Origin of the sequence: Microcoleus sp. B3-A4 (genome assembly GCF_036705385.1) — a bacterium.
Classification (GTDB): Bacteria; Cyanobacteriota; Cyanobacteriia; order Cyanobacteriales; family Microcoleaceae; genus Microcoleus.
In genome coordinates this window covers 132099-157266 of sequence record NZ_JAUBUI010000005.1, presented here as the reverse complement: position 1 = coordinate 157266, position 25168 = coordinate 132099, and the positions used below count along the sequence as shown (strand labels likewise).

The 25168-nt window shown below is 45.1% G+C and carries 26 protein-coding genes; 17 read left to right on the top strand and 9 right to left on the bottom strand.

The genetic code is table 11. The features are described 5' to 3' along the window. Positions 1 to 159 precede the first annotated feature (159 nt). The 10 genes from gor (at position 160) to QUB33_RS04515 (ending at position 10331) form a co-directional block, all read left to right on the top strand. Positions 160 to 1503 carry a glutathione-disulfide reductase gene (gor, locus tag QUB33_RS04560; protein ID WP_333347836.1) on the top strand — a complete coding sequence of 448 codons (1344 nt, stop codon included), beginning with the start codon at positions 160 to 162 and terminating at the stop codon, positions 1501 to 1503. Positions 1504 to 1664: 161 nt separating this feature from the next. Next, positions 1665 to 2201, top strand: a complete 537-nt coding sequence (locus tag QUB33_RS04555) for an opioid growth factor receptor-related protein (protein ID WP_333347833.1) — start codon at positions 1665 to 1667, stop codon at positions 2199 to 2201. A gap of 55 nt (positions 2202 to 2256) precedes the next feature. Continuing rightward, complete coding sequence (locus QUB33_RS04550; RefSeq protein WP_333347829.1) at positions 2257 to 3219, top strand: MoxR family ATPase; 963 nt, start codon at positions 2257 to 2259, stop codon at positions 3217 to 3219. 3 nt (positions 3220 to 3222) lie between these two features. Further along, positions 3223 to 4575 (top strand): DUF58 domain-containing protein, encoded by a 1353-nt coding sequence (locus tag QUB33_RS04545; RefSeq protein WP_333347826.1) that lies wholly within the window; start codon positions 3223 to 3225, stop codon positions 4573 to 4575. Between the two features lie 2 nt (positions 4576 to 4577). After that, the gene (locus tag QUB33_RS04540; RefSeq protein WP_333347823.1) at positions 4578 to 6623 is read left to right on the top strand and encodes a transglutaminase domain-containing protein; all 2046 of its coding nucleotides are present in this window, start codon (positions 4578 to 4580) and stop codon (positions 6621 to 6623) included. A 384-nt stretch (positions 6624 to 7007) separates the two neighbouring features. Then, on the top strand, positions 7008 to 7598 hold the full coding sequence (locus tag QUB33_RS04535) for a sigma-70 family RNA polymerase sigma factor (protein WP_333347820.1): 591 nt from the start codon (positions 7008 to 7010) through the stop codon (positions 7596 to 7598). Then, positions 7595 to 8041, top strand: a complete 447-nt coding sequence (locus QUB33_RS04530) for a hypothetical protein (RefSeq protein ID WP_333347817.1) — start codon at positions 7595 to 7597, stop codon at positions 8039 to 8041. The genes QUB33_RS04535 and QUB33_RS04530 overlap by 4 nt, the downstream gene beginning before the upstream one ends. A 19-nt stretch (positions 8042 to 8060) precedes the next feature. Further along, positions 8061 to 8546 (top strand): Spy/CpxP family protein refolding chaperone, encoded by a 486-nt coding sequence (locus QUB33_RS04525; protein WP_333347814.1) that lies wholly within the window; start codon positions 8061 to 8063, stop codon positions 8544 to 8546. Positions 8547 to 8898: 352 nt separating this feature from the next. Then, a complete protein-coding gene (locus QUB33_RS04520; protein WP_333347811.1) occupies positions 8899 to 9591 on the top strand; it encodes a YqiA/YcfP family alpha/beta fold hydrolase in 693 nt (230 codons plus the stop codon). Positions 9592 to 9623: 32 nt separating this feature from the next. Next, positions 9624 to 10331 (top strand): ROK family protein, encoded by a 708-nt coding sequence (locus QUB33_RS04515; RefSeq protein WP_333347809.1) that lies wholly within the window; start codon positions 9624 to 9626, stop codon positions 10329 to 10331. Between the two features lie 288 nt (positions 10332 to 10619). Here the strand turns inward: QUB33_RS04515 and QUB33_RS04510 are convergent, their stop codons facing one another. Continuing rightward, positions 10620 to 10910 carry a WGxxGxxG family protein gene (locus QUB33_RS04510; RefSeq protein WP_333347806.1) on the bottom strand — a complete coding sequence of 97 codons (291 nt, stop codon included), beginning with the start codon at positions 10908 to 10910 and terminating at the stop codon, positions 10620 to 10622. A 183-nt stretch (positions 10911 to 11093) separates the two neighbouring features. Between QUB33_RS04510 and QUB33_RS04505 the strand changes: the two genes are divergently transcribed. Both QUB33_RS04505 and QUB33_RS04500 read left to right on the top strand, forming a co-directional pair. Next, entirely contained in the window at positions 11094 to 12266 is a 1173-nt protein-coding gene (locus QUB33_RS04505) for a histidinol-phosphate transaminase (protein WP_333347803.1), read from the top strand. 53 nt (positions 12267 to 12319) lie between these two features. Continuing rightward, positions 12320 to 12715 (top strand): VOC family protein, encoded by a 396-nt coding sequence (locus QUB33_RS04500; protein ID WP_333347800.1) that lies wholly within the window; start codon positions 12320 to 12322, stop codon positions 12713 to 12715. Between the two features lie 34 nt (positions 12716 to 12749). On the opposite strand, the gene QUB33_RS04495 is transcribed toward QUB33_RS04500, so the two are convergent. Continuing rightward, on the bottom strand, positions 12750 to 13328 hold the full coding sequence (locus tag QUB33_RS04495; RefSeq protein WP_333347798.1) for a hypothetical protein: 579 nt from the start codon (positions 13326 to 13328) through the stop codon (positions 12750 to 12752). Between the two features lie 58 nt (positions 13329 to 13386). Here QUB33_RS04495 and QUB33_RS04490 point away from each other — a divergent pair, with 58 nt between their 5' ends. Together QUB33_RS04490 and QUB33_RS04485 are read left to right on the top strand one after the other, a co-directional pair. Continuing rightward, complete coding sequence (locus QUB33_RS04490) at positions 13387 to 13812, top strand: DUF2358 domain-containing protein (protein ID WP_333347904.1); 426 nt, start codon at positions 13387 to 13389, stop codon at positions 13810 to 13812. A 165-nt stretch (positions 13813 to 13977) separates the two neighbouring features. Beyond that, positions 13978 to 14394: a fasciclin domain-containing protein gene (locus QUB33_RS04485; RefSeq protein ID WP_333215488.1), complete on the top strand. Its 417-nt coding sequence runs from the start codon at positions 13978 to 13980 to the stop codon at positions 14392 to 14394. 193 nt (positions 14395 to 14587) lie between these two features. Here QUB33_RS04485 and QUB33_RS04480 read toward each other — a convergent pair whose 3' ends face one another. Next, positions 14588 to 16054 (bottom strand): glycoside hydrolase family 13 protein, encoded by a 1467-nt coding sequence (locus QUB33_RS04480; RefSeq protein ID WP_333347795.1) that lies wholly within the window; start codon positions 16052 to 16054, stop codon positions 14588 to 14590. A 764-nt stretch (positions 16055 to 16818) separates the two neighbouring features. Between QUB33_RS04480 and QUB33_RS04475 the strand changes: the two genes are divergently transcribed. Further along, positions 16819 to 18108 carry a glucose-1-phosphate adenylyltransferase gene (locus QUB33_RS04475; RefSeq protein ID WP_190732340.1) on the top strand — a complete coding sequence of 430 codons (1290 nt, stop codon included), beginning with the start codon at positions 16819 to 16821 and terminating at the stop codon, positions 18106 to 18108. A gap of 225 nt (positions 18109 to 18333) precedes the next feature. Here the strand turns inward: QUB33_RS04475 and QUB33_RS04470 are convergent, their stop codons facing one another. Beyond that, positions 18334 to 18537 carry a hypothetical protein gene (locus tag QUB33_RS04470; RefSeq protein ID WP_333347791.1) on the bottom strand — a complete coding sequence of 68 codons (204 nt, stop codon included), beginning with the start codon at positions 18535 to 18537 and terminating at the stop codon, positions 18334 to 18336. 195 nt (positions 18538 to 18732) lie between these two features. Here QUB33_RS04470 and QUB33_RS04465 point away from each other — a divergent pair, with 195 nt between their 5' ends. Further along, on the top strand, positions 18733 to 19026 hold the full coding sequence (locus QUB33_RS04465; RefSeq protein ID WP_333347788.1) for a hypothetical protein: 294 nt from the start codon (positions 18733 to 18735) through the stop codon (positions 19024 to 19026). 402 nt (positions 19027 to 19428) lie between these two features. Beyond that, on the top strand, positions 19429 to 20439 hold the full coding sequence (locus QUB33_RS04460) for a J domain-containing protein (protein WP_333347786.1): 1011 nt from the start codon (positions 19429 to 19431) through the stop codon (positions 20437 to 20439). Positions 20440 to 20602: 163 nt separating this feature from the next. Here the strand turns inward: QUB33_RS04460 and QUB33_RS04455 are convergent, their stop codons facing one another. From QUB33_RS04455 to QUB33_RS04435, 5 genes are all read right to left on the bottom strand, one after another. After that, positions 20603 to 20878, bottom strand: coding sequence for a DUF1816 domain-containing protein (locus QUB33_RS04455; protein ID WP_333035734.1), 276 nt, complete (start codon positions 20876 to 20878; stop codon positions 20603 to 20605). Between the two features lie 369 nt (positions 20879 to 21247). Next, entirely contained in the window at positions 21248 to 21538 is a 291-nt protein-coding gene (locus QUB33_RS04450) for a DUF1816 domain-containing protein (protein ID WP_006635224.1), read from the bottom strand. 577 nt (positions 21539 to 22115) lie between these two features. After that, entirely contained in the window at positions 22116 to 22871 is a 756-nt protein-coding gene (locus tag QUB33_RS04445) for an LmeA family phospholipid-binding protein (RefSeq protein WP_006635225.1), read from the bottom strand. 127 nt (positions 22872 to 22998) lie between these two features. Beyond that, the gene (locus QUB33_RS04440; RefSeq protein WP_333347781.1) at positions 22999 to 23592 is read right to left on the bottom strand and encodes a pentapeptide repeat-containing protein; all 594 of its coding nucleotides are present in this window, start codon (positions 23590 to 23592) and stop codon (positions 22999 to 23001) included. Positions 23593 to 23679: 87 nt separating this feature from the next. Next, entirely contained in the window at positions 23680 to 25092 is a 1413-nt protein-coding gene (locus QUB33_RS04435) for an HD domain-containing phosphohydrolase (RefSeq protein WP_333347779.1), read from the bottom strand. Between the last annotated feature and the right edge of the window lie 76 nt (positions 25093 to 25168).

The window sequence follows — 25168 nt, the reverse complement described above, 5'->3', positions numbered from 1 at the left end:
TTTAAAATTAACGTATAATATCCTATTATTTAATAATACCATATCAATCGCAAACAGTAAAGTAGTGGCTCCCCAAAAAAAACAAAAATTTTTTGAGATATCATTAAGAAAAGTAAAGCGTAAAATTGGTAAGTGGGCGATAAGAAGGTACAGACAATTATGACATACGACTACGACTTGTTTGTGATAGGTGCGGGTTCCGGCGGATTGGCGAGTTCCAAGCGAGCAGCATCCTACGGCGCAAAAGTGGCGATCGCCGAAAATGACTTAGTAGGCGGAACCTGCGTAATTCGCGGCTGTGTCCCCAAAAAACTCATGGTGTACGCCTCAACATTTTCGCACCTTTACGAAGATGCGGTGGGCTACGGTTGGAGTCCAGTAGAAAGCAGTTTCGACTGGGAAAAACTCGTCACCACGGTAGACACAGAAGTGCGGCGGCTGAGCAAACTGCATATCAGCTTCCTCGAAAAAGCCGGAGTCGAATTAATCTCAGGATACGCGAAATTTATTGATCCCCACACCGTCGAAGTTGGCGACAAAAAATTTACCGCAGCCAAAATCTTAGTTGCAGTCGGCGGAGAAGCGCAAAGAGTCCCAATTGTCGGCATTGAACACGCGATTACCTCTCGCGAAATCTTCCTCCTAAAAGAGCAGCCAAAACGGTTGGCAATTTGGGGAGGAGGCTACATCGGCGTCGAATTTGCTTGCATTATGAACGGGTTGGGAAGCCAAGTAACTCAAATCATCCGCCGTGACTTAATTTTGAACGAATTTGACACAGAAATTCGCACTAACGTGCAAGAAGGAATGATTAAGCACGGAATAAACATTTTGACCGAAAGCTCAATCAACCACATTGAGAAAACCCCAGAAGGCTTAAAATTAACTCTGTCTGGAACATCCGAAGGAACGCTAATAGTAGACGCGCTGTTGTGCGCTACCGGGCGTCAGCCTAATTTAGACAAATTGGGTTTAGAAAATGCGGGAGTAGAAACAGATAAAGGTGCGATCGCAGTTACCAAAGACAGCCGCACCAGTCAGCCGCACATTTTTGCAGTGGGAGATTGCACCAACCGCATCAATTTAACGCCAATTGCGATCGCCGAAGGACGCGCGTTTGCAGATACTGAGTTTGGCCACAATCCCAGAGCAATCAATTACGAAAATGTGCCGTCGGCGGTATTTTCCCAGCCGGAAGCGGGTACAGTCGGCTTAAACGAAGTGCAGGCTAGAGCAAAGTTCCCCGACTCAATTAAGTGCTACACAGCCAAGTTCCGGCCGATGTTTCACGCTTTGACAGGTGCAGATGAGAAAACTTTTGTCAAGTTAATCGTTGAGACTAATACTGACAGAGTTTTGGGCGTGCACATGGTTGGGAAAGACGCCGGCGAGATTATTCAAGGAATGGCGATCGCGGTTAATATGGGAGCTACGAAGAAAGACTTCGACGCGACTATTGGCATTCACCCATCGACTGCTGAAGAGTTTGTGACTCTGCGGTAAAGCGGGCGAAGCAGCCAGGGGTTTAAACCCCTGGCGAAGCAGCCTAAAGTCGCTTAAAATTCAGATATTGCACCATTTTCCAGAACAGGCAGGATGCCTGTTCCACAGAAAAATTAAATTTTATTGTGGGGTGGGCATCCTGCCCGCCCGTGAAGAAACTAATGAGTAATTCAACCAAACAAAACAAAATTTTAGCATTCTATCTCGGTCAGCAGGCTGATTCACAAGGTCGGGCGATCGAGGATATTTGGTCGTGGGATTACCAGAAGCTGGAATCCGTGCACAATTACATTCAATGGCTGTTTCCCCTGAGAGAAAAGAGCCGCTTTAATTCCAGTGCTCCTATTTTAAATGATCAGGTTATTCAAGCTTTTAGAACCAGTGAAGAGTTGAGAAATCGCTTAGTCAAATCTCTAAAAGTCATGCTGGCATTTTACGGGCTGGAATGCCGCGAAGGGGAAAACGCAGAAATTGTAATTGCGAAATCCCAGGAATATTTGTCAAGAAAAAGAGAGTGGATTGAACAATTTAATCACAACTACCTGCGACTGACTAGGATTCTCACAAGTTTGACAGAGTTGGGATTGAAAAATTACGCTTTAGCTCTTTTCAGGTGTTTGGATGAGATATATAATGAAAATCAAAAAACTATTGGTTTAAAAACTTATACATATTGGAAAAATGCTGTAAATAGTTAAATCGATCGAAGCCAATCAGCGGGACATTAACCGAACGCTACGAACAGAATAAATAATGGATAAAGCAATTACAGAAAATCACGCTCAGTCGGGCAGAGAAATTTATCAGAGGATTTCCAACAACATTCAAAAAGTGGTGAAAGGGCAATCAGCAGCAATCAGGAAATTGCTGTCAGCCTTTGTGAGTGGCGGGCACGTCCTCCTAGAAGATTATCCCGGTACAGGTAAAACTACCCTAGCTAAAGCCCTAGCCTTATCTGTCGATGTCACCTTTAAACGCATTCAATTTACACCTGATCTTTTGCCATCCGATATCTTGGGCATATCCATGCTTGACCCCAATCAACGCACGTTCCATTTCCACGAAGGGCCTATTTTTGCTAATATTGTCTTGGCTGACGAAATCAATCGGTCATCACCGCGAACCCAATCTGCCCTCCTAGAAGCAATGGCAGAATTTCAAGTCAGCATTGACGGAAATTTGCACAAACTTAAAGACCCATTTTTTGTTATTGCTACTCAAAATCCAGTAGAATCTCGTGGCACTTATCCACTTCCTGAAGCCCAAATGGATCGCTTTGCAGTTCAATTTAGTCTAGGATACATCTCGCCAGAAGACGAAGTTAACCTGCTCGGAGATCAAATCCATCAACATCCTATTGATACACTTCAAACCTGCGTTAATTTAGAGGATTTAATTAGCTTAAAACAGCAGGTAAGGCAAATTAGAATTAGTGAAGAGTTGAAACGTTACCTCGTAGATATCGTGAATGCAACTCGCTCAGCCGAAGGGGTACAACTAGGAGCGAGCCCCAGAGCTTCCATAGCTTTAATGAAAGTTGCTCAAGCATTAGCTTTGTTCGATGGCTATGAGTTTGTTACGCCAGAACATATTCAAGAACAGGCGGTATCAGTCATCGCTCATCGCCTAGTAATGGAACCTCAAGCGCGTTTTTCTGGCAGAATGGCCCCAGGTGTTGTTGAAGAAATTATCAAATCTATTCCTGTACCAGCCTAAAAAATGAAACGTTTTTTCTACGCTATTTTTCGCTTCTGTGCGCGTGTAAATCGCTCGCGAAAGAAGCGATTGACCACCAATGGGTTAGCAGTGCTTAGCTGCACCCTTTTAGCGGGAATTTTAGGATTAGATACTAATCAGACTGTGACTTATCAAATCTTTACTTTCCTGTTGTCAATTATAGGAATAGCCATAATTTTTAGTAAATTTTTTCGCTTCCGCTTCAATGCAGTACGGTTGTTGCCAAAGTTTGCAACTGTTGGAGTCACTTTAAAATACCGTATACTCATTCATAACAAAACTAGCCAGAGTCAAAATAACCTGAAATTGTGGGAAAATTTTGCCGACACATACCCAAGCTTTCAAGAATTTATAGAAACACCTGAACCCGGTGAAGAACAGCGCACTTCATTGGATAAATACTTCGGCTATTATCGTTGGCTGTGGCTGATTTCTAGAAAACAATGCGCCACAGCTAAGGTCATAGAATTGCCTCCTCTTCCACCCAATAGCAAAACAGAAGTAGTAGGTGAAATTACGCCATCCTGCAGAGGTGTTGTCCGCCTCAGTGGTCTAACAGTTACTCGCTCTGATCCTTTTGGAATTTGGAATGCTTGTAAAACAAATTCCTTGCCCCAATCTATGTTAATTTTACCCAAACTATATCATTTACCACCAATTCAGCTTCCTGGCTCAAGAAGATATCAATCAGGTGGCGTAACATTAGCTTCATCCGTAGGAGATTCCGAGGAATTTAGGTCTCTGCGGGATTATCGACCGGGAGATCCGCTACGCAAAATTCACTGGAAAAGTTGGGCAAAAGCAGGTAAGCCAATGGTCAAAGAAGAACAGGATGAATTTTTTGTGAGGCACGCCCTAATTTTGGATACATTTCAAAGTGTAAAATATAGTGAAATTTTAGAAGAAGCAATTTCAATTGCTGCTTCATTATCCTATGAAGTTCAGACTCAAGAATCCTTATTGGATTTGATGTTCGTCGTTCAAGAAGCTTATTGTTTTACCTTTGGTAGAGGGCTGAACTCTACTGATAAAATGCTAGAAATTCTCGCCTCCGTCGGTGCCTGTCAGGATAAAGTTTTTGACTCGCTCACCTCCGTTTTGATGGAGAAAATCTCTCTGCTGAGCGGTTGTATTTGTATATTTTTGTGTTGGGACGAACCTAGAAAAACATTAGTAAATTATCTGAGAAGTCGCGGTATTCATACCTTAGTTTTAATTTTAACAGAGCGAGACGCTCAATTAGATAGCTTAAACTTAGAGTTGATTAAAGATGACTTAACAAGCTGCCATATTTTAAAGCTAGGTCAAATACAAGAGGAGTTAATGAAATTATGAAAATGCCAGTCTTTCTTTTGGGTGTTAGTGTAATTTTTTGGGGCTGGCAGACGGGACTATGGTTTTTTGCTTTGCCAATGGCTCTGATTTTAGAGGCAGCTAACTGGTTGCCTTATCGGTGGGATTTTTCAGCTAGTGATTTTAGGCGCATTGCTAATTTATGCCTGATTTTTTTGTGCTGTTTGCTGGTTTATCTCCTGGTCGCCAACCGCTCTATTTACTTGATATATAATTTGTTGCAGTGGCTTCCTGGTGTATTGTTTCCACTGGTAGCTGCTCAGGTATATTCTGTCAAGGAAAGTTTGGATATACGCCTAATGTTTTTGTGGCTAAACAAAGCCACAAAAAAAGCACCACTTAACCCCTTGATGGTGAATCTAAATTATCCATATTTTATCTGTTGTCTGCTATCCGCTAGTGCGACGAATAGTAGAGAGATATCTTTTTATGCTGGGATATTTGCATTAACCGCTATTGCTTTGTGGTCGGTGAGAACGAAAAGATTTTCATCTCTTCTCTGGGTTGGTCTGATGTTAATTGCTGGCAGTATAGGATTTATAGGGCAGATGGGCCTGCACCAACTTCACCTAGCAGTAGAACAGCAAGCAATCTCATGGCTTAGTAATGGGAATTCTCAAGAAACAGATTTTTTGAAAAAACAAACGAACATCGGGTCAGTGGGATTATTAAAACAGTCAAATGAAATTATTTTTAGAGTGGCTCCAGAAGCTAAACAGACTCCTCCCCGACTGCTAAGAGAAGCCACTTATAATCGCTACAACTCTTCACTTTGGCTCGCCTTAAATCCTAACTTTGTTCCCGTACAACCAAAGACTAATGGCACAACTTGGGATTTAGGCGACCAACTACCGAATCCATCAACGATTACTATTTCGGCTAGACTCCAAGGCAACCAAGGTTTATTAAAGCTGCCCGATGGAACTTTTAAAATTGAAGCATTGCCTGTCAGTCAGATGGAAAAGAATAAATATGGCACAATAAAAGTGGTGGGAAAAGTTGATATGCTGGCTTATCGAAGCTACTTTAATAATAATTTTTCTGTAGATAGCCCGCCGACAGAATACGACCTGCAAATACCAAAATCAGAAATGCCGGCACTGAATAAAATCCTCAGTCAAATGGATACTCAAGGAAAGTCGCCACCAGAAATATTAGATAAAATAGAGTGGTTTTTCCTAAAAAATTTCGTTTATTCACTGAAGCTTAGGGGCAAAGATAATGATGCTACGCCTCTATCAACATTTTTACTGAACACTCGCTCTGGACATTGTGAATATTTTGCTACTGCTGCGACACTTCTCCTGAGAAAACTCGGTATTCCAGCCCGCTATGCAGTTGGATATTCAGTTCACGAATTTAGTTCTTTGGAGAACCAATATATTGTAAGAAGTCGCCATGCTCATGCTTGGACTTTGGCTTATATCGCGGGAAAATGGCAAGCTTTTGATCCTACGCCTTCTGATTGGGAAAGCATGGAGGATGCTGCTGCTCCCCCAGGGGCATTTATCTCTGATTTATGGTCGCTATTGAGTTACAAAATTGTGCTGGGGTTGCGATATTTATCAGGTAGCAATGGATTGAAGTATGGGGGAGTCATCCTGCTGGCATTAATATTTTTTGGGAGGTGTAATCCTAATTTTAAGAAAAATGTACGCCTTTTATCTAAGAAACAAAGCTGGCTAAAAGCTATTTATAACAAAGATTCGTTGAGTCCGAAATCGGAATTTTATTTAATCGAACAGGCGTTAAATGAGTCTGGATTGATTCGCCCTCCTTCCGAGTCTTTTAAAAATTGGATCGAGAGGTTAAAGAAAGAAAAACCGGAATTATATTGTCTCGAAGAGTTAGCATTGTTGATTGAAATTCATTATTGCGATCGCTTCGATCCAGAAGGAATTCAAGACGCACAAAAAGCTGAATTTAAATTGGCAATTCAATCCTGGATCGAGCAATATCGCAGGCAGGCGATCGCCTCAAACTCTCAGGTTAATAAAAGCGGTAAGTCTACTATAGCTTTTCTCAGGTAGATGATGTACAGATTTAGATTTTAAATTGGGGTATTGAGGACTTTTTAATTGATTCGTAAATTCCCCAATTATTCAATTATTCAATCTAAACTTGTACCTCCCTTAATTGATAACCGCTATACATAGCTTTTCTAAATCACTTGTAAAAGTAACGCTTCTGGGGCGAGTCAGAGCGTCCATTTTCTCAACCAAGGCTGGGACTCTGGATCTGGGTTCCCAGGTTTACACCTCGGAACCCGTTAATTACAGGAAAAATTAGGACACGGCAGTGCCGTTTCCTTACCTGCGGCCTCGTCGAAAAAAAATTTTAAATCCTTTGAACCTTTTTTGCGATCGCCCTGTCTAAACACTTCAGATAACGAACTGGTGGGGGAGACTTCACAGGTGTTAGCTGTGTCAGCCAATGTTTTAACCGATGACTGTTCCGACTCGGACTTAGTTGCTGAGTGTCTAAAGGGCGATCGCACTTGCTTTCGCTACCTTTACCAACGCTACCAACACAAAGTCAGGTCAACCCTTTATCAACTCTGCGGCCCGTCGCTTCTTGACGATTTAGCACAAGAAGTATTCCTGCGAGTCTGGAAAGGATTGCCCAAACTCAAGCACCAGGAAAACTTTTCTACTTGGCTTTATCGAATCACTTGGAATGTGGCTTCCGACCAAAGACAAGCATTTGCTAAACAGCATTCTTTTGACTCCCAACTCAAAAATCAAGAAACAATGGATCGGGTTATTCTCAAAGATAACACCTCAGACTTGATGCAGTTGCACTATCAAGATTTAGTGCAACGGGGACTGGAGCAATTGAGCTTTGAACACCGCAGCGTTTTGGTGCTGCACGACTTAGAAGACATCCCGCAAAAAGAAGTAGCCCAAATTTTGGGACTGCCTGCGGGAACCGTCAAATCTCGCGTGTTTTATGCCCGAAATGCTGTGCGGCAATTTTTGCAAAAAGAAGGTGTCAGCGAGCTATGAATAACCCAAGCAGCGACCAAGAGTTAGTTAATTTCTTGAAGCGACATCGCCCCAATATTCCTGAAGCTGTACCAGATTTAGAGCAAAAAATTCTAGCAGCCATCGAAACTAATCAGGCGATTGTTTTCCATGAAACCCACCGCAAAAAAACGCGAGAAAGTGCCTCAGCTAAGTCTAATGACAGGTTAAAAATATCATCTGTTTCTAAGTGGGCTGTGTCGTCTGCGATTGCTGCTGGTCTGCTAGTTCTTTGGTCTGGCTACCGTCCGTTTGAGACTGCACAATTGCCAGATGATGAAACAGCTAAGTTAGAAGCATTTTTAGTTACTAACTGGGAGGGTGTCCTCCATGATTCTCCGCAAGAAAGTATGACCGATCGCTCGCAAACAGGCTGGTTGACTGTCAGCCCTGGTAATGACACTGAACCGCCCACAAATAAGTAATATCAAAGAGGTAATTTTCATGTCAATTCGTCGTATATCTGCCCTAGCCGTTTTAATGCTGACTCTCGGCAGCACAGCCGCAGCAATAGCAGTTCCCAATCCCCTAGAACCGGAAACAATTTCACAAAACCAGCGTCCCAATCGACCCGCTGGCAGGGAAGGTGGGATGTTCGAGAAACTTAATTTAAGCGCAGAACAAAAGCAGCAAATGCAGGCAGTGCGCGATCGCTACAAAGACCAAGTTTCCCAGCGGATGCAAGCAGTCCGCCAAGCGAGACAAGAATTGGAAACGATGATGTCCGGCACGGCAAATGCCAGTGAAATGCGCGAAAAACACCGTCAAATAATCGGATTGAGGCAGCAGTTGGAAGAGGTGCAATTTGAAAGTACACTCGCAATGCGAGAAGTGCTCACAGCCGAACAGCGCAGCCAATTAGCTCAACTGATGCAGCAGCGCCGACAAACTGCTAAAAACCGGATGCAAAACGGTCAAAAAGCACAGTAATTGACGAGTAGTTTTGAGTGAATCGCAGGGTGCCCAGTACGCACTCTGCGATTCATTGTAAGCAGGTAGAAATCCATAAAGGCAGGCATCGATAAACGAAGCTTGTCTGTAATTAATGCGATTGCTTTATCTCTTCGATAAAGTAGTCTAAAAGCGAAGCAAGTTTCTATTTTATGGGAGTGCTTTAGTTTGCTATAAACACTCTAAAAGCACAGAAGTCAACTTGCTACCAATCCTTGAACTATTCGGAATATCCCTATATATTTTATTTAATGGAGTATCTTAAGTTTTTTAGTTAATAAGTCATATTAAGTTAAAATAATTAGTTGGGAAGTCTCATAAATTTTTCTGGATGAATCTACAGAACGAGTATAATTACATTTATTTACACGGATTTGCTTCAAGTCCCGATTCCCTTAAGGCAAAATATTTTCGAGACCGCTTTTCAGATCTAGGGATTGACCTAACAACTCCCGATCTCAATCAAAACGATTTTTCTGGGCTCACTCTCACCCGCCAATTAAACCAAATAGAAACAGACTTTTTGCCAACCGAAGCCTCTCAATCTCCCACAGAAAAAGTAAAAAATATCGGGGGAATCACCATAATTGGGTCGAGTTTTGGGGGACTGACAGCGGCTTGGGTGGCCCAGCGACAATTGTCTGTAAAGCAAATAGTTTTGTTAGCACCGGCTTTTGACTTTATCTCCCACTGGCTGCCGCTGTTGGGACAGCAACAGTTAGAAAAGTGGCAGTCGGAGAAATATCTGCCCGTTTATCACTACGGCGAACAGCGTTATCTGCCACTGAATTATCAGTTTTTGGCAGATATGGCTCAATACCCTGAACAAAAATTAATGCGTTCAGTGCCTACGTTAATTCTTCACGGCAAGCATGATACAATAATACCGATTCAAGCTAGCAGAAATTTTGCCGCTAACCGTCCCTGGGTGCAATTAATCGAATTAGAAGACGATCATTCTTTGGGAAATGTCCTAGCGGAAATGTGGGAAGCGATTCAAAAGTTTTGCCAATTCAAAAATTAAAAATTTACCCACTTGCAAGTCTCAACAATCAAATGACTGAACAAGATCGATCGACTCGCACCTTAGCCGTTGACATTGGCGGAAGTGGCATCAAAGTTATGGTTTTGGATAATGAAGGCCAACCCCAAACGGAACGCAGCCGTTTAGAAACGCCTCAACCACCGAAACCTGAACCCGTACTAGAGGCGATCGCCTCTTTAGCCAGCGGACAAGGGGAATTTGACCGAGTATCCGTCGGTTTCCCAGGCGTCGTGCGTCTAGGCGTCATCAAAACCGCAGTGAATTTAGATCCCTCTTGGATAGATTTTGACCTAGAAACTACCCTCAAAGATCGCTTGGGCAAACCTGTGCGAGTGGCTAACGATGCGGATATTCAAGGATTGGGAGCAATTGCTGGGACGGGGGTAGAATTAGTAATTACCCTTGGCACCGGTTTCGGTTCTGCCTTATTTGTCGATGGTATCTTGGTGCCAAATCTAGAGTTAGGACATCACCCGTTTCGCAAAGGGGAAACTTACGAACAGCAATTAGGGCGATCGGCATTAGATGCAGTCGGTTCCAAAAGATGGAATCGCCGTCTGGAAAAAGCGCTCACCTCTCTGCAAAATCTCTTTAACTGCGATCGCATTTACATCGGCGGTGGCAATACTAAAAAGATTGTTTTTGATTTACCGGCTCAGGCTAAAATAGTACCCAATGTGAGCGGTTTGTTGGGCGGGATTGCTTTGTGGCGCGATTGAATAAACTTTGTGGTGTGGCAAAAATGCGAAGAGTATGCTCGTCATCAAGAAAAGTCTTATCCTGTCCGGTAAATTAACCATAATTATTGTATGGGCGGGTTCACCCATTATCGATAATCTAAGCCTGAGACGAGCCTAAACCCGCCCCGACAGTCAGATTGCGGTCAATCAACCGAACACGATATCAAACGACAATCACTTTCTCGGGCAAGGCAAAGAGTTTTGAGTCGCGCTAAAACTTGCTTCTGGTTTCTGCCTTTTGTGATCGAGCGATCGCCGTTTAAACAATTATTCGCCCATCGGATCGCGGTAGCGTTTGGGTTCATCCTTGCGAAACAGATTCGCCAAACCCAAGATGCCCAACAAACCCAAAGCACCCCAATGATTGTTGTCTTCCTTGCTTTCTTGAAGGGGAGTTCTGTCTAGAACAACTCCATTAGAATTAGAATCAGTATTGTTCTGTGCCGGAGCTGAGTTAGTTTGAGCGGAGGCAGGCATAGCTGAAGGGAGAACAGCCAAACTCAAAGCTATGAGGGTAGCAGCGGCATTTTTAGATATATCGGAAGGCTTGACTTTCATACTCGGTTTCCAAATATCAACAGTTACTTTATCAAAATAATCAATTTGCCACAGCCGACGCATCAATCGATCGACAGAAACTAAATCCCCCCTCTCCTCTTGCTTTCGAGATAGAACAAGCTCTATGCTAAGTTCAGATGCTTCTAAGCAGATTATCTAAAATAAAAAGTCGTAAATTATACCATGCTTCCCTTTATCCGAAAAGATTTAGCCGAACTTACCGCATACACTCCCCATCCGGGCGGCACATCAGGAGAACCAGCGCACTCGAAAAGTGCGATCGATCGCCTCGATACCAATGAATGCCCCTACGACTTGCCAGAGGAATTAAAAAAAAAGCTAGCTTGGACTTACCAGCAGTTAATTGAGACAAATCGCTATCCCGACGGAGGCCACGCAGCGCTCAAAGAGGATCTCGCCCAATACGTCAATGAATCAATCACAATCCCCCGCCTAGGGGGGGTTACACTGCCAACAACCGCCATTACAGCCGACAATATTTCTGTGGGCAACGGTTCCGACGAACTCATTCGATCGCTCTTAATAGCTACTTGTTTAGGCGGGCAAGGCTCTATTTTGGTAGCGAATCCTACCTTTTCGATGTATGGAATAATCGCCCAAACCCTCGGGATTCCCGTTGTGAGTGCTCAGCGGAAAGAGGAGAATTTTGAAATCGATATCGAGGCTGCTAAAAGGGCGATCGACCAAAATCAAAATCCCCCCGTGCGCGCCGTCTTTGTTGTTCATCCCAATTCCCCCACAGCCAATGCTTTGACATCAGATGAAATAGAATGGTTGTCAACTTTACCCGAAGAGATATTAGTAGTAATAGACGAAGCTTATTTTGAATTTAGCCACAATACTTTAGCCGACCAATTGCACCAACACCCGAATTGGATAATTTTGCGGACATTTTCCAAAGCATTTAGATTAGCGTCAATGAGAGTCGGATATGCGATCGCCCATCCCGAACTCACAGCCGCCTTAGAAAAAATCCGCCTCCCCTACAACCTCCCCAGTTTCTCGCAAACTGCAGCCGAGTTAGCGTTAGCACAGCGGCAGTTATTGCTAGCAACCATTCCCGAAACTCTATCAGAAAGAGCCAAATTAATTGCAGCGCTAACTCAGCATCAAAAATTGCAAGTTTGGCAGAGTGCGGCTAACTTCGTTTACCTGCGGGTGAAAGCCGGCGAGGGCGAATCTGCCGAACAGGAACACAAACAAATCATGCAGCAGCTAAAACAGGGAGGTACTTTAATTAGGCATACTGGAGGAGGTTTGCGAATTACGGTGGGTAGCCCGGAGGAAAATCAGCGAACGGTCGATCGAATAGGAGAAATTTTTGACAACTCATAATATTCGGTCTCCAGTTTCTGTTTGACACAAAAATAACTTGGGAGAAGATATATATGCTTCAAGGAAAAGTTTTACGGGTTGCTCGTCCAACGGATTACCTCGATCGAGTTGTTCATTTTTACACAGAGGGTTTAGGACTGCAAATCCTCGATAGTTTTGAAAATCATGAAGGTTTTGACGGAGTAATGGTTGGGATGCCAGGAGAAAGCCACCACTTTGAATTCATCCATCAACGGGGACATATTGTAGGTGGCGCTCCAACTCAAGACAATCTTATCGTCTTTTACCTTCCTAACCAACAAGAATGGCAGCAGGTTGTTGAGCGAATGAAAGCAATGGGATTTGAGCCTGTAAACTCCTACAATCCCTACTGGGACAAAGATGGAGTGACCTTTGAAGACCCAGATGGCTATCGAGTCGTTTTGCAGAATGCCGAGTGGAGCTTGTAGCAGCGCGATCTCAGCATAAGGTATCTACACCAATTTATACCCGATCATTTCCTTGCCGTGCCGCCCGAATGGTTTGGGGAAATACGCCTACTAAAAGTGCCAAAGCTTCATCGGGAATTTGTGCCACCGTTTCCGAATCCAAATATTGTTCAAACTGAGTTAAAACCATTTGTGCGCGTTCCAAAGCTGCCGGCTTTGCCGTTAACTGTTCCATTAACCGCACCCACTGCCGTCGAATTCCAAAAGCTTTCTGTATTTCTTCGGGAGATTGAGGGCCAACCAAACAAAAATCGCCCACGGGAATCGCCTGCTGAGAGTCAACCTCAAAAGCGCCCCCAACGGCAGCCCCAGGCCCGGCAAACTCCGCGTGGAAACGTTTAATCAAAATTAGGCCGTTCCGGCGACGGCTATCTACCACCAACAGCTTACCGCTGTTGATTTGTGCGAGAATGTCAGAGGAGTGGGGGTGTTCTGTCAAATCTGTGCCAAGGTTTCGATGTCGCAAGTCCGGGCCAGCAGAAAGGCCGGCGCGAACAATATAATTAGAGGTAAGATTAGAGCTGGATGAAGTATCAATTTTTTTCTCATCCCGCTGCCTATCGAGATTATTCATTTAAAGTTATAAATTAATACTGTCACAAGGTGGTAGTTTGAGCGCGATCGAATATCAAATGCAGGTAGAACAAGCAGTAGACACCCTGAAAGCGGATCTCCCGACGCTGTTTGAGAAAGACATCTCCTACGACATCTACACAAAAGATGTTTATTTTCAAGACCCTGTTAACAAATTTAAAGGAAAAATCAACTATCGCATTATCTTTTGGACTCTGCGATTTCACGGGCAGCTATTCTTTAACGAGATTTACTTCGACCTGCACGACGTAGGTCAGACAGCCCATGATACTATTGTGGCAAATTGGACTGTTCGCGGGACACTGCGGGTTCCCTGGAAAGCTCGGATTTTTTTTAACGGCTACTCTACTTATAAATTGGATAAAGACGGCTTAATTTACGAACATATCGACACCTGGGACAGAGAACCCGGAGAGATTTTAAAGCAGTTTTTCCGCAAGGGGGAGGAGGCGAGCCAAGTATAAGCCAAAAAGGTCGATCGCGCCGAGCCATCAGGGCCGGCAACCCAAATAACTTAGAATGAGTAAAATAATCATCATCCCTCGGATTCATTTTCTGCTATTTGTAAATTGCTAAAATGATCGTCGCCCCAGATTTATTTTCTGCTATTTGCACTCCTGAAAAACATCATGCCAGATATTGTCGAGACTGCCACCAATGCCGGCTCTTTCAAAACCCTCGTGACTGTTATTGAAGCGGCTGGTTTGTTAGATTTATTGCAAAGTCCGGGCCCCTACACCGTCTTAGCACCAACTGACGAGGCATTCGCCAAAATTCCTACCAACACTATTACGTCTTGGCTGGAAGACATACCCAAACTCAAGAAAATTCTGACTTATCACATTCTGTTTGGCGAGGTACTAACTGAGAATTTGCTTGAGTTAAGTTCTGCTGAAACAGTAGAAGGTTCTGTGGTGGGAATTGATACTTCTGACGGCATTAAAGTGAATGATGCTAAAGTTCTCACTTCAGATATTCTTGCCGACAATGGCGTCATTCATATCATTGATTCGGTGCTACTACCAGCAATGGTTGCAGGAGAATAAAAGTTTGATTTTCGCTGATAAATTTCGGGTGCGCTAGGCGCACCTGATGCCTATAATAAATTCTTCTAAATTTAGAATAGGCGGGGCAAATCACCAATAAATGTAGGCGCGCACCTTACTGCTATAAATGTAGGCGCGCACCTTACTGCTATAAATGTAGGCGTACAGGGAGCAGATTACCCTACATTTTAAACTAATTATCCGAACCTAAAATCAAGCCAGAGCGTGCCGGCAGCATCAATTCTAACTGCCGAGTTTCCCCGTCACCTTTCCAAACAAACTCGCCTTTTCCATACAGCAATTTATCGTGAGGAGATTTCAAATTAGCTGGCTCAAAGCTAATATTAGCTGCTTCGGTCGCGACATTGACAGCAACAACTATTTCCTCATCCCCCAAAATTCGGGCAAAAACGTAAACCGGTCCCTCAGCAAAAAGAATTTGGTACGATCCAGTACGGAGGGCAGCGTATTTGTGCCGCAAAGCTATCAACTGCTTGTGATAATCTAAAACATCAAGTTCCCAGTCAGCTTCTAAGGGAAAACCACGGCGAGAATCGGGATCGAGAGCACCGGGCAAACCAACTTCATCGCCGTAGTAAATGCTAGGAGCTCCAGGAAAAGTTAACAGCAGCAAATTAGCGAGTTCGACGCTAGCTTTATCGCCTCCAGCAATTGACAGCAACCTAGCTGTATCGTGACTGGCTAACAAGTTGAGTTGAGTTAGCTGTATTTCCCAAGGATATAATTCCAAAACGTGCTGAATTTTGTCGCCGTACTCTTTAGCCAAAAGTGCCGGATAGGGGTAATAAGAACGACCTTCCAGTTGAGCTAAATCTACCCTGTCTCCCGCTGCAAAAGCAATAGTCGGGGCAGCAAAAAGATAATTCATCACCCCGTCAAACTGAGTACCGTCGAGCCATTCTCTCGCATCTTCCCAAACTTCGCCGACAATGTAAGCTTCGGGATTAATTGCTTTAACTCGTTCTCGAAATTCCTGCCAAAATCCCGGGGTTTTAATTTCAAAAGGAACGTCCAGCCGCCAGCCGTCGATGCCGAATTTAATCCAGTATTCGGCGATTTCCATGATGTATTCTTGCACTTCTGGATTGTCGTGATTGAATACAGGAAGGGCTCGATTCCCGTCCCAACCAGCATAATTAGCAGGAAAATTGCCGTCGTAGGCAGATAGCGGCCAGCCTTCAATTTTAAACCAATCGAGCCAAGGAGAACCGGGGCCGTTTTCGAGGATGTCGTGAAAGAAGAAAAAGCCGCGGCTAGCGTGGTTGAATACGCCGTCGAGGACAACTTTGATGTTGCGATCGTGGGCGGCGTCTAGAAGCTCTTTAAAAGCTGGATTGCCGCCCAACATCGGATCGACTTGATAGTAGTCGTGGGTGTGGTAGCGGTGATTGCTGGCCGACTGAAATATGGGGGTGAAGTAAATTGCGTTAATGCCTATGTCTTGCAAGTAATCTAGTTGTTCCATCACGCCCCACAAGTCGCCGCCTTTGTAGCCTTGCAAGGTGGGGATTTCGTGCCATTCTTCCCACTTGAAGTTTTGCAGCAGGCGTTTGCGGGGCTGTTTGCTTTTGGCGAAGCGATCGGGGAATATTTGGTAGAATACCGCGTGTTTAACCCAGTCCGGCGTTTGAATTTCCATACATTTTTTCTAGCTTTTAGGGGTTAGGCTACAGTAGCAGAGGTTTGTAGGGGATCTAGCTTTTGGTAGAGAATAGACCTTTTATCCAATTTTGTCGATCGACAAATTGTAAAATATTACACAAATTTGCAGTCAATCTAAGACTGAAAACTGACTCTACCTAGAAATTTATCGTCCCGATGGGCCGCGCTTCCTGAGTGCTGTGGAGTCGGACAAACTCAGATAACAGGAACGCCCGCAAAAAAAACCGGATCAAATTCAAGCAGAACCAAAGCGCACTTTGGGCCCAAACAGAGAGTCTGCGGGCGTGGCGGTGCGATCGCGACCTGCCTTGAAAAAGAACAACAGGGCCATGAGCCGGGAGCGATAAATTGCCAAAACGGGGAATTTACCCACAAAACTTGTTATTAACAGCCAAAACCCAGAACCTTATTCTTTTGTTAAACTGCCCTTATTGATTGAGGGGTATTTTAACAGACAACTCCCAAGTTTTTTAAATATTCATTATTGAGTGAGGGGTATTTTAACTCACAACTCAAAAGCCATAACTCCAGCCCCGGAAACACTCCAACTCTTCTAAACCGGGTTTTTTAACTCTTATTGAGGGTTTGAAGAAGCATTTGGATTAAACAACCCGGTTTGTGGGTAAGCGACTCAACTCATAACTTAAAACTCAAAACTTCCTTGCTCCCCCCCCTTGTCAAGAAGCCCTCACCGTCCGACACTGTACTTGGAGAGTTAATCGACCTTAGGGAGAAAGTTCCTTGAAAAAAGTTTTAGCCATCATCCTCGGTGGCGGTGTGGGCACCCGCCTTTACCCCCTAACCAAACTGCGAGCCAAACCCGCTGTTCCCCTCGCAGGCAAATATCGCCTCATCGATATTCCTGTCAGCAACTGCATCAACTCGGAAATAGTCAAAATCTACGTCCTCACCCAATTCAACTCGGCATCCCTCAACCGTCACATCTCTCGCACCTACCAGTTTTCGGGCTTCACCGAGGGATTTGTCGAGGTACTCGCCGCCCAGCAAACTCAGGAAAACCCCAACTGGTTTCAAGGGACAGCCGACGCAGTTCGCCAATATCTCTCGCTGCTAGAACAGTGGGACGTTGATGAATACTTGATTCTCTCTGGCGACCACCTCTACCGCATGGACTACCAGAAGTTTGTGCAGAGACACCGCGAAACCAACGCCGATATCACCCTCTCGGTTTTGCCAATGGACGAGAAGCGGGCCTCGGATTTTGGTTTGATGAAAATCGATGACAGCGGTCGCATTGTTTCTTTCAGCGAAAAGCCAAAAGGCGATGCGCTCAAACAAATGCAGGTGGATACTACTAAACTGGGACTGACAGCGCAGCAGGCTCAGGAAAGTCCTTACATTGCTTCGATGGGGATTTACGTCTTCAAAAGAGAAGTTCTGATTAAACTCCTGAAAGAATCTCCAAACCAAACTGATTTTGGTAAAGAGATAATTCCGAATTCTTCAAAAGACCACAACGTTCAAGCTTATTTGTTTGACGATTACTGGGAAGATATCGGAACCATTGAGGCTTTTTACGAGGCTAACTTGGCTCTGACAAAACAGCCTCAGCCGCCTTTCAGTTTCTACGATGAAAAGGCGCCGATTTACACTCGCCCGCGTTTCTTGCCGCCGACTAAGCTTTTAAATACTCATGTGACTGAATCGATTATTGCTGAAGGCTGCATTCTCAAAGAGTGCCGGATCGACCATTCTGTGTTGGGAGTTCGATCGCGCATTGAAGCTGGATGTACGATTCAAGACACTCTGGTCCTGGGTGCTGACTTCTACGAACCCGACGCCGAACGGCATTCGAGTTTGGACAACGGCGGCGTCGCCCTCGGTATCGGTGCAGATACTACAATTCGCCGCGCGATTGTGGATAAAAATGCCCGCATCGGCCGCAATGTTCAATTAATTAATAAAGACCGAGTGGAAGAAGCCAACCGCGAAAACCAAGGTTTTTACATCCGCAGCGGCATTATCGTAGTCCTGAAAAATGCCACGATTCCTGATGGAACTATCATTTAGTTATTAGTCATTAGTCATTAGTCGTCAGTCATTAGTTTTTTCAGTTAAAATCTGTTACCTCTCAGCCAGTAACTGATGATAAATAAGTAAATTAGTGACAGATCACCAATGACCGATGACTGATGACTGATGACAAAATTAATTCTTTTTTTTGTTGATTATTAATTCCCACCGCTGATGCGAGGTGGTCGAAATACTTGGCTTTATTCAAAGGCTAGTGCATTATTAATAAGCGACAGTCTCTGTTACTGTCTGCCGCGATACAGATATGTCCGCTCGCCTGCGTCTGGCGAATAGCTTCTGATTCTTGTATTTTCGCTCGTAGCACGACTGACAAATGCGCTGCCCGTTTCTGAGTACAACACAACTCTCGGAACTATCTTTCCAATCGTCGCAGCAGCCGCAAGGCCAACTTAGCAAATAATTCATAATGTTAGCACCCTAGTAGCGTTAAAAGCTTATTGTTCTACTATCCTATCTTAATGTTTTATAAAAGTGTGTGATGTAGCTAACAGACACAGGAGAAATTATGTTATATTACTTTGAATTAAATCTCTTCAGAGGTTGTAAAAATAAAATTCTATAGCACGGATCTGGGGTGAATAAAAAATATCTAGAAATTTTGTGCAAGAACGGCGCAATTTAGGGTATTATATAGTCACAATTCAGAAACCCGATTTGACCGGACTTGCAGATGAAAACCTGTTAAGATTTGGATTGGGTGATAAAGCTCATATCGAGAAGTTCGTAGGCGTAAGCCGGGGCGTAGCCATCGCACCGCGCCCCGGAAAAAAAGAGCAAAAAAAAATCGCTAGTCCGCGCCAGTCAACCCTCCTGGACTCGCGCCCGCAACAGCAGCAGCTTTCTCCGCCTCACCTTAACAGGGCTGCCGCCTCCCGAACCCCCTTTGCCTCATAACTCCCCAAAAGTTTTCGCCGCAGGATTTTTACCGTCTCAAAGCTCACAGGTATAGCAACGGCCTATAGGGTAAGGACGTTCTTAATTAATGAAAGCATTGTTTTTGCTGTCGAATGCCAAAAGCATTTCTAGAGGCGGCGGCTCCGGCTCCCTTCAGCACGAGAGAGCCGAATGATATAAAATCTTAAACAGCAGCGGAGTGCGGAAATTGCGATCGTCCCGCAAGCAACAACCGAACTAGATCGAGTCCAAACCTTTGATAACCTATAATTTGAATGAGATGCCGCAGGCACTTCGGCTCCTGGCATTATACTAATGCGCCATCCTGCGGCTAATTTGGGATTTATTCTTTCTAACAACTAACAACTAACAAATAACAACTAATAAAGAGGGGATTGCTTAATGGCTGCAACGGATTTTAAAGACTATTACGCTATTTTGGGACTCAACAAAACTGCCAGTTCTGACGAAATTAAAAAAACTTTTCGCAAACTAGCCCGCAAATATCACCCGGACATGAACCCCGGCAACAAAGACGCCGAAGCTCGTTTTAAAGAAGTAAACGAAGCTTACGAAGTGCTCTCAGACCCTGAAAAACGCAAAAAATACGACCAATACGGTCAATACTGGAAGCAAGCTGCCACAACTCCAGGGGGATGGCCGGGCGGGGGCACTACAAATGTAGACTTTGGTGGGGTTGACTTCAGCGAGTACGGCAGTTTTGACGAATTTATCAATGCCTTGCTAGGCCGTGCAGGTAGTAATCCGGCTAGTGGCCGCAACGCCAAGTGGAATTACAGTAACTACCGCACTAGCAGCGGCGGGCCCGCAGGTTTTGGCGGATTTGAAGATTTCGCGGGGTACGAAAACCGCAGCGCAGGAACCTCTCTCGACACCGAGGTCGCCATTTCCTTGACTCTGGGGGAAGCATTTCGGGGAACTTCCAAGCGAGTCGCCACGGGCGAAGTTTCGATTCCAGCAGGAGTGAAAACCGGCAGCAAAATTAGGATAAAAGGCAAAGGGCAAGTTGACCCATACACGAAGCAGCAGGGAGATTTGTATCTAAAATTAGAAGTTTTGCCTCATGCTTTCTTCCAGTTTGAGGGAGAAAATTTGGTCTGCGAAGTACCGATAACTCCAGACGAAGCGGTGTTGGGAGCTTCAATTGAAGTGCCGGTGCCTGAAGGAACGATCACTGTGAAAGTTCCAGCCGGGATTCGTTCGGGTCAGTCTTTGCGGTTGCGGGGCAAAGGATGGCCGAAACCCAAGAAAAACGAGCGGACTGATTTGTTGGTAAAAATTGCGATCGTGCCGCCGAAAGAACTCACCTCTATCGAACGCGAGTCCTACGAGAAAATCCAAGCAAATCGTACTTTTAATCCTCGCAGTAATCTCAATCAGATGATGCTTTGAAAAAGCGTGCATTTCTCGGACGCAAATCAAGATTCTTTCTTCACTATTTCCTCGGGACACAGCATTGTTGTGTCCCTAATGTATGCAAGCGCGATCTCATTTGAAAAAAACCCTGTTAATAAATCAACTTTTCTTCGGCCGTAATTGGCAGTTTCCAACCTTCTCAAGACTCTTCGCTAGCTCTTAGCTGAGTAGGTTGGCTACCTTGTTTGAGGTTGATGGTAATTTTTTTAGCTCCTTTGTTCTCCAGATCTCGGATGTAGCCGGTCGATCTGTCAGAAGCTTCCTGTCTGCTGTCATAGGGCCCAAAGTAATAGGTACCCTTTGGCGAATCTGTATCCACTTCTACCCACCATTCGTCGCGTCGAGTGCTGCTAGCAGGTTGAGCTAGCACCCAAAAAGCCGTGAAAAACATACCCAACATAGAGATTTCAAACATATTTACCTCTGAGAAGACTTAAGTAGTTTTTAGTAGTCTCAATTTATCAACCCAACCGGAGCGCTCGACTCGTCCTCAGTGCTGATTTGGCCCCGATTATTTTTGGCCGTTAATGCTGGCTAAAATCTGCATTTTGGTGGAGGAGATGCCGACTTTTAAGCCACCACTACAATTACAAAGTCCGCAGATTAAGGACTAGGACAAGATCGTGCTTAATATTATTGTTGAGGCTTGAGGTAATTGAAAACTCAAACAAAACTTAGGCACTCTTGACGCTCAGAAACCGGGTTATTTAACAGATACCCCTCGTGATAGAAGGAGTATTTTAGTCAAAAAACCCGGTTTCTGGCGTCTGCACTATCAAAATTCTTAAGCCGCGATACCCTCTGAGAATTCACTATCGCAAATCGTGAGTTCCGAAGGCTGACACCGTTTGATGCGGATGCTAAGTCTTTTGGCTCCCTCGCTTTCGAGGTCTTCGACGTAGCCCGGAATATTGCTGGAGGCTTCTTTGTCGGTGTCAAAGGGGCCAAAATAGTAGGTACAGTGAGGCAGATCTGTGACAATTTCTACCCACCATTTCTCGGGCCTGCGGGTGCTTGGTCCAGCAAACACGGACAAGACTGCGATGTAGATACAAAATAAATAAAATCCGAACATTTTTCCTCTTTTGGGGTTATTTATTTTCTATAGGACTTACGCCCCCGCGACTCTCATCAACCGGGTTGTTCCAATCCTGGCGATCGCCCTTTACCAGAGAAGTTAGTCCTTCAAACCCGGTTTCTGGGTTGAGGACGCTCTAACTTTATCAAGGTAATTTATGCGATCGCATCAACCTGAGTGCTGATTTTGAGGCGAGAATAGAATCCCAGTGAATCAACTATTTTGCATTTAAATTTAAGCTTGAGGGTGCGCTAGGAGTGGCCACCCCACAAGAGTTTAAGTACGCAGTAGTTGATTAATTAAATGCGCGACAACTTAGTTCTGTAAATACGCCGGAAATAGCATTTCTTGGCTATATGAGGTATGAAATCACACTTAAGAAGCTTGGCAAGACCGATTTCGGTGTACCCAATTTTTGTCACAAAGGCTATAAGGCTATAGCGCGACCTTACCCTAGCAGCGCCACCGCTTAAAAACTGTCGCTAAAATAGCAAAACCCGCCTGGGCGGGTTTTGTTGTTAAGCTATAAAATTCCTCAAACAAATTTCATTTGGCCACCTCAGCAGGCTGAGGTTTAGCGCTTGCCCTTGGGGAACTGTTCGATACCAGCCCAACCGTAGAAAACCAGCTCGTCGTTCTGAACTCGGCAGCGGTCTACTCGCAGTTGAGTGCCTTCTAAGGCAAATTTGTCTAAGTCTAGCAAGTTATTTACGTGGGCAATTATAGCTTGACCCAAGTCTATTGCTTGCCCGTCACCGCCGTAAGTAACGCTGACAAATTGGATTTTGCGTCGGTCTTCTACTTGCAATTGAGCTGTAATATCTATTTTGACGGGTTCGCTGGCATCGCCTACGGTAATTTCGGACTGAAGCCGAATGGATTTGTCGGCTCCGAAGCTGACTTCAGTGTTTTGAAAGTGCAGAGATTGCTCTTGATACTTCAGCTTCTGGAGTTTTTCAACTACAAAAGGTGTATTGAATGAGGTGGTTAAATCCGATCGACTTAAGACTACTCGCATATTTGCCTGGGTAGGCTGCCGTAATTTCACTTGACCTGCAAAAATCGCTCCAAAATCAATGGAGAGTGCTTGCAGGTAGAGTTCCATCACTTCTATGCGAAGGCCGTTGTACATCAACATACCTTTGCCAACGAAGTCGAAACCGTCGATGCTTCCCTGCAAGAGTTTGGCTACTGGTTCGACTCGGATGTTGGCCTCGGCCTTTTCAGAACGCTTGAATAAGGCTGCGATCGCAGCTCCTGCTACTTTACTAACAAGGCGATCGCCACTTTGACCTTGAAAGGATGTACCGCTAAACAAAGCTGCTACCATTTATTCGTTTGCTCGTCTACAGTCGCCATTATAACCCCATATTAAGAAATGTAAAAATCGCTTGTGCTTATTCACCTCATAAGCAGATCTTGTTTTTTGTCTGTCTTCAAAACAACATTGTTGAAATTTAACGGCTCAGGGGGGTGCCTTGGAGACAAGCGCGATCGAGCAACGCTCCATCCCAAACGGTTTGTTCGATCGTAGCGCAAAGCAAATTAGCCCCCGTCAGGTTAGCGCCGCGCAGTACGGCTCCATTCAGGATCGCTTCTTCCAAGTCAGCTCCCGACAAATCTGCGCCGGACAAATTGGCATTGCTCAAATCGGCACCAAGCAAAATTGCCCGAGCCAAAGCAGCGCCCCGCAAATCGGCGCCGCGAAAATCGACACCGCTCAAATCCAAATTGCCGATAGATGCCCCCGTCAAAAAAGCACCCCCAAAACTTGCGTCGCGGACTAAAGCGTTAGCGAAGGAAGCTCCCCGCAAATCGGCATTGCGAAAATCTGCGCCTCGCAAGTCAGCGCCGCTCAAGTCAGCGCCTCGGAGGTTGGCTCGCAATACTGCCCGCTGCAAGTTAGCGCCGGCGAGATTAGCTCCACTCAAGTTGGCTTGAGACAAGTTAGCACCGGCGAGATCGGCTCCCGCTAAGTCTTTGCCGGCTAAATCAGTGCCGGCCAACATCAAAATTTTGCCTTTGCGTATGGCTTCGAGGTCATTAGTCATTAGTCATTAGTCAGTTGTTTGTTGTCAGTTGTTGGTTAACAGTCAACTGTCAACAGTCAACAGTCAACAGTCAACAGTCGAGTTATTTTATAATGCCGGAGCGGTCGCGGTTGTTCGATCGCCCAAATCCTCCAACCATACGTTAGGCAGTTGGCTCGGGCGGTTCGGTAACTCCATCAAACCCATTTCTGCCAGTCTGACGACGTTGCTGAGAGTTTCCACCAAAGCCGGATCGAAGCGAGTGCCCGACAGTTCCCGGCACTCTTCCAAAGCTTCGCTCAAACTCAAAGCCGGACGATCGCCACGCGGTTGAGTCAATTCTTGAAAATCAGCGACCAACCCCAAAATCCGCGAAGCAACGGGTATGGTTTCGGCTCGCAAACCCTCTGGCCTGCCGCTGCCGTCCCAATATTCGAGTTGGTGCTTGACAATTTCCGCCACAGGTGCTAGTTCCGGCATTGCTTGCAGCAGTTGGGAACCGATGAAACTGCGATCGCGCCAAAATGAGAAAGTTGCTGGGTCGAATTGATCGGGGGTGCGATCGAACACCTCATTCGGGGCCGAAATTAAGCCGACTCGAAATAGCAATCCAGCCAGCCGCAGCCTCCGCAACTGCAAAGCCGGCAAATCCAGCAGTTGACCCAAAGTTTCCGACAAAGCCGCCACCTGCAAAGACGCTGTAGGATTTGAGGTATCGCGTTCGTCCACGCGCTGCGCCATCCGCAGAAAAGCTTGAAGTTTGTTAGCGTTCAAATTGCGGCTGACGCGCAAAGCTTGACCTTCCAATTCCCACAACTCGCGGGTTTGGCGGTTAATTGCTACCATTTGCTGCTGAGAACTTTGCAGGTAAGTGACGATCCGCGATACCACGCCACTAATGTCGGCCAAGGGCGGGCCTTTAGTTGCCAGGATTTCGTGGTGCATTTCCAGCAAACTGTCGGCCAGGGGAGAGTTGTAATGTCGCGTCTGTTCTATAAAAATTTCAGCAGCAGCCGACACCAAAGACTGGTCAAACGACCACAAACCGTAGAACTTTCGTTCTGTATCTACTTCTGGCTTGCCCTCGGGCAAGTATTCCTGGTCTGAAAGTTCACGGCAAAGCACCATTGCTTTGTATGTCGGGGCGAGAATGATTAAATTCCATTCTTGGATGATGGGGTCGCTCTCATCGAGATTTATTAAAGATACATTTTCTAATTGACCAGTTTTGTGGGTAGCGAAACCGCTGTCGGCTACCGCAGCGATGACAACGCGCCGAGAGGCATTAGCAATATCTAGGTAGCGATCGGCTTCCTGTAAATACCATTTACCCTGCTGAAACGTTACCAAAACTAAGGGTTGGAGTTCGCTCTTGTCCCCGCCACTGGTTTGCAAAATGTGGTCTTCTAGGGCGTGACATAGGGCTACTAGGGTGTTTTTGAAGTATACCCCGTAGCTAGAAGGCAGTTTTCCGTCGGGAAGTGTAGCTTGTAGTCTAGCGAGAGTTGATTCTGAATTCATTGCAAAAAGCGGTGCCGGCTCTTACTTATTGTAGCGGGCGATCGAACTTCTAGAAAATACTTTTGGCAAAAATCCG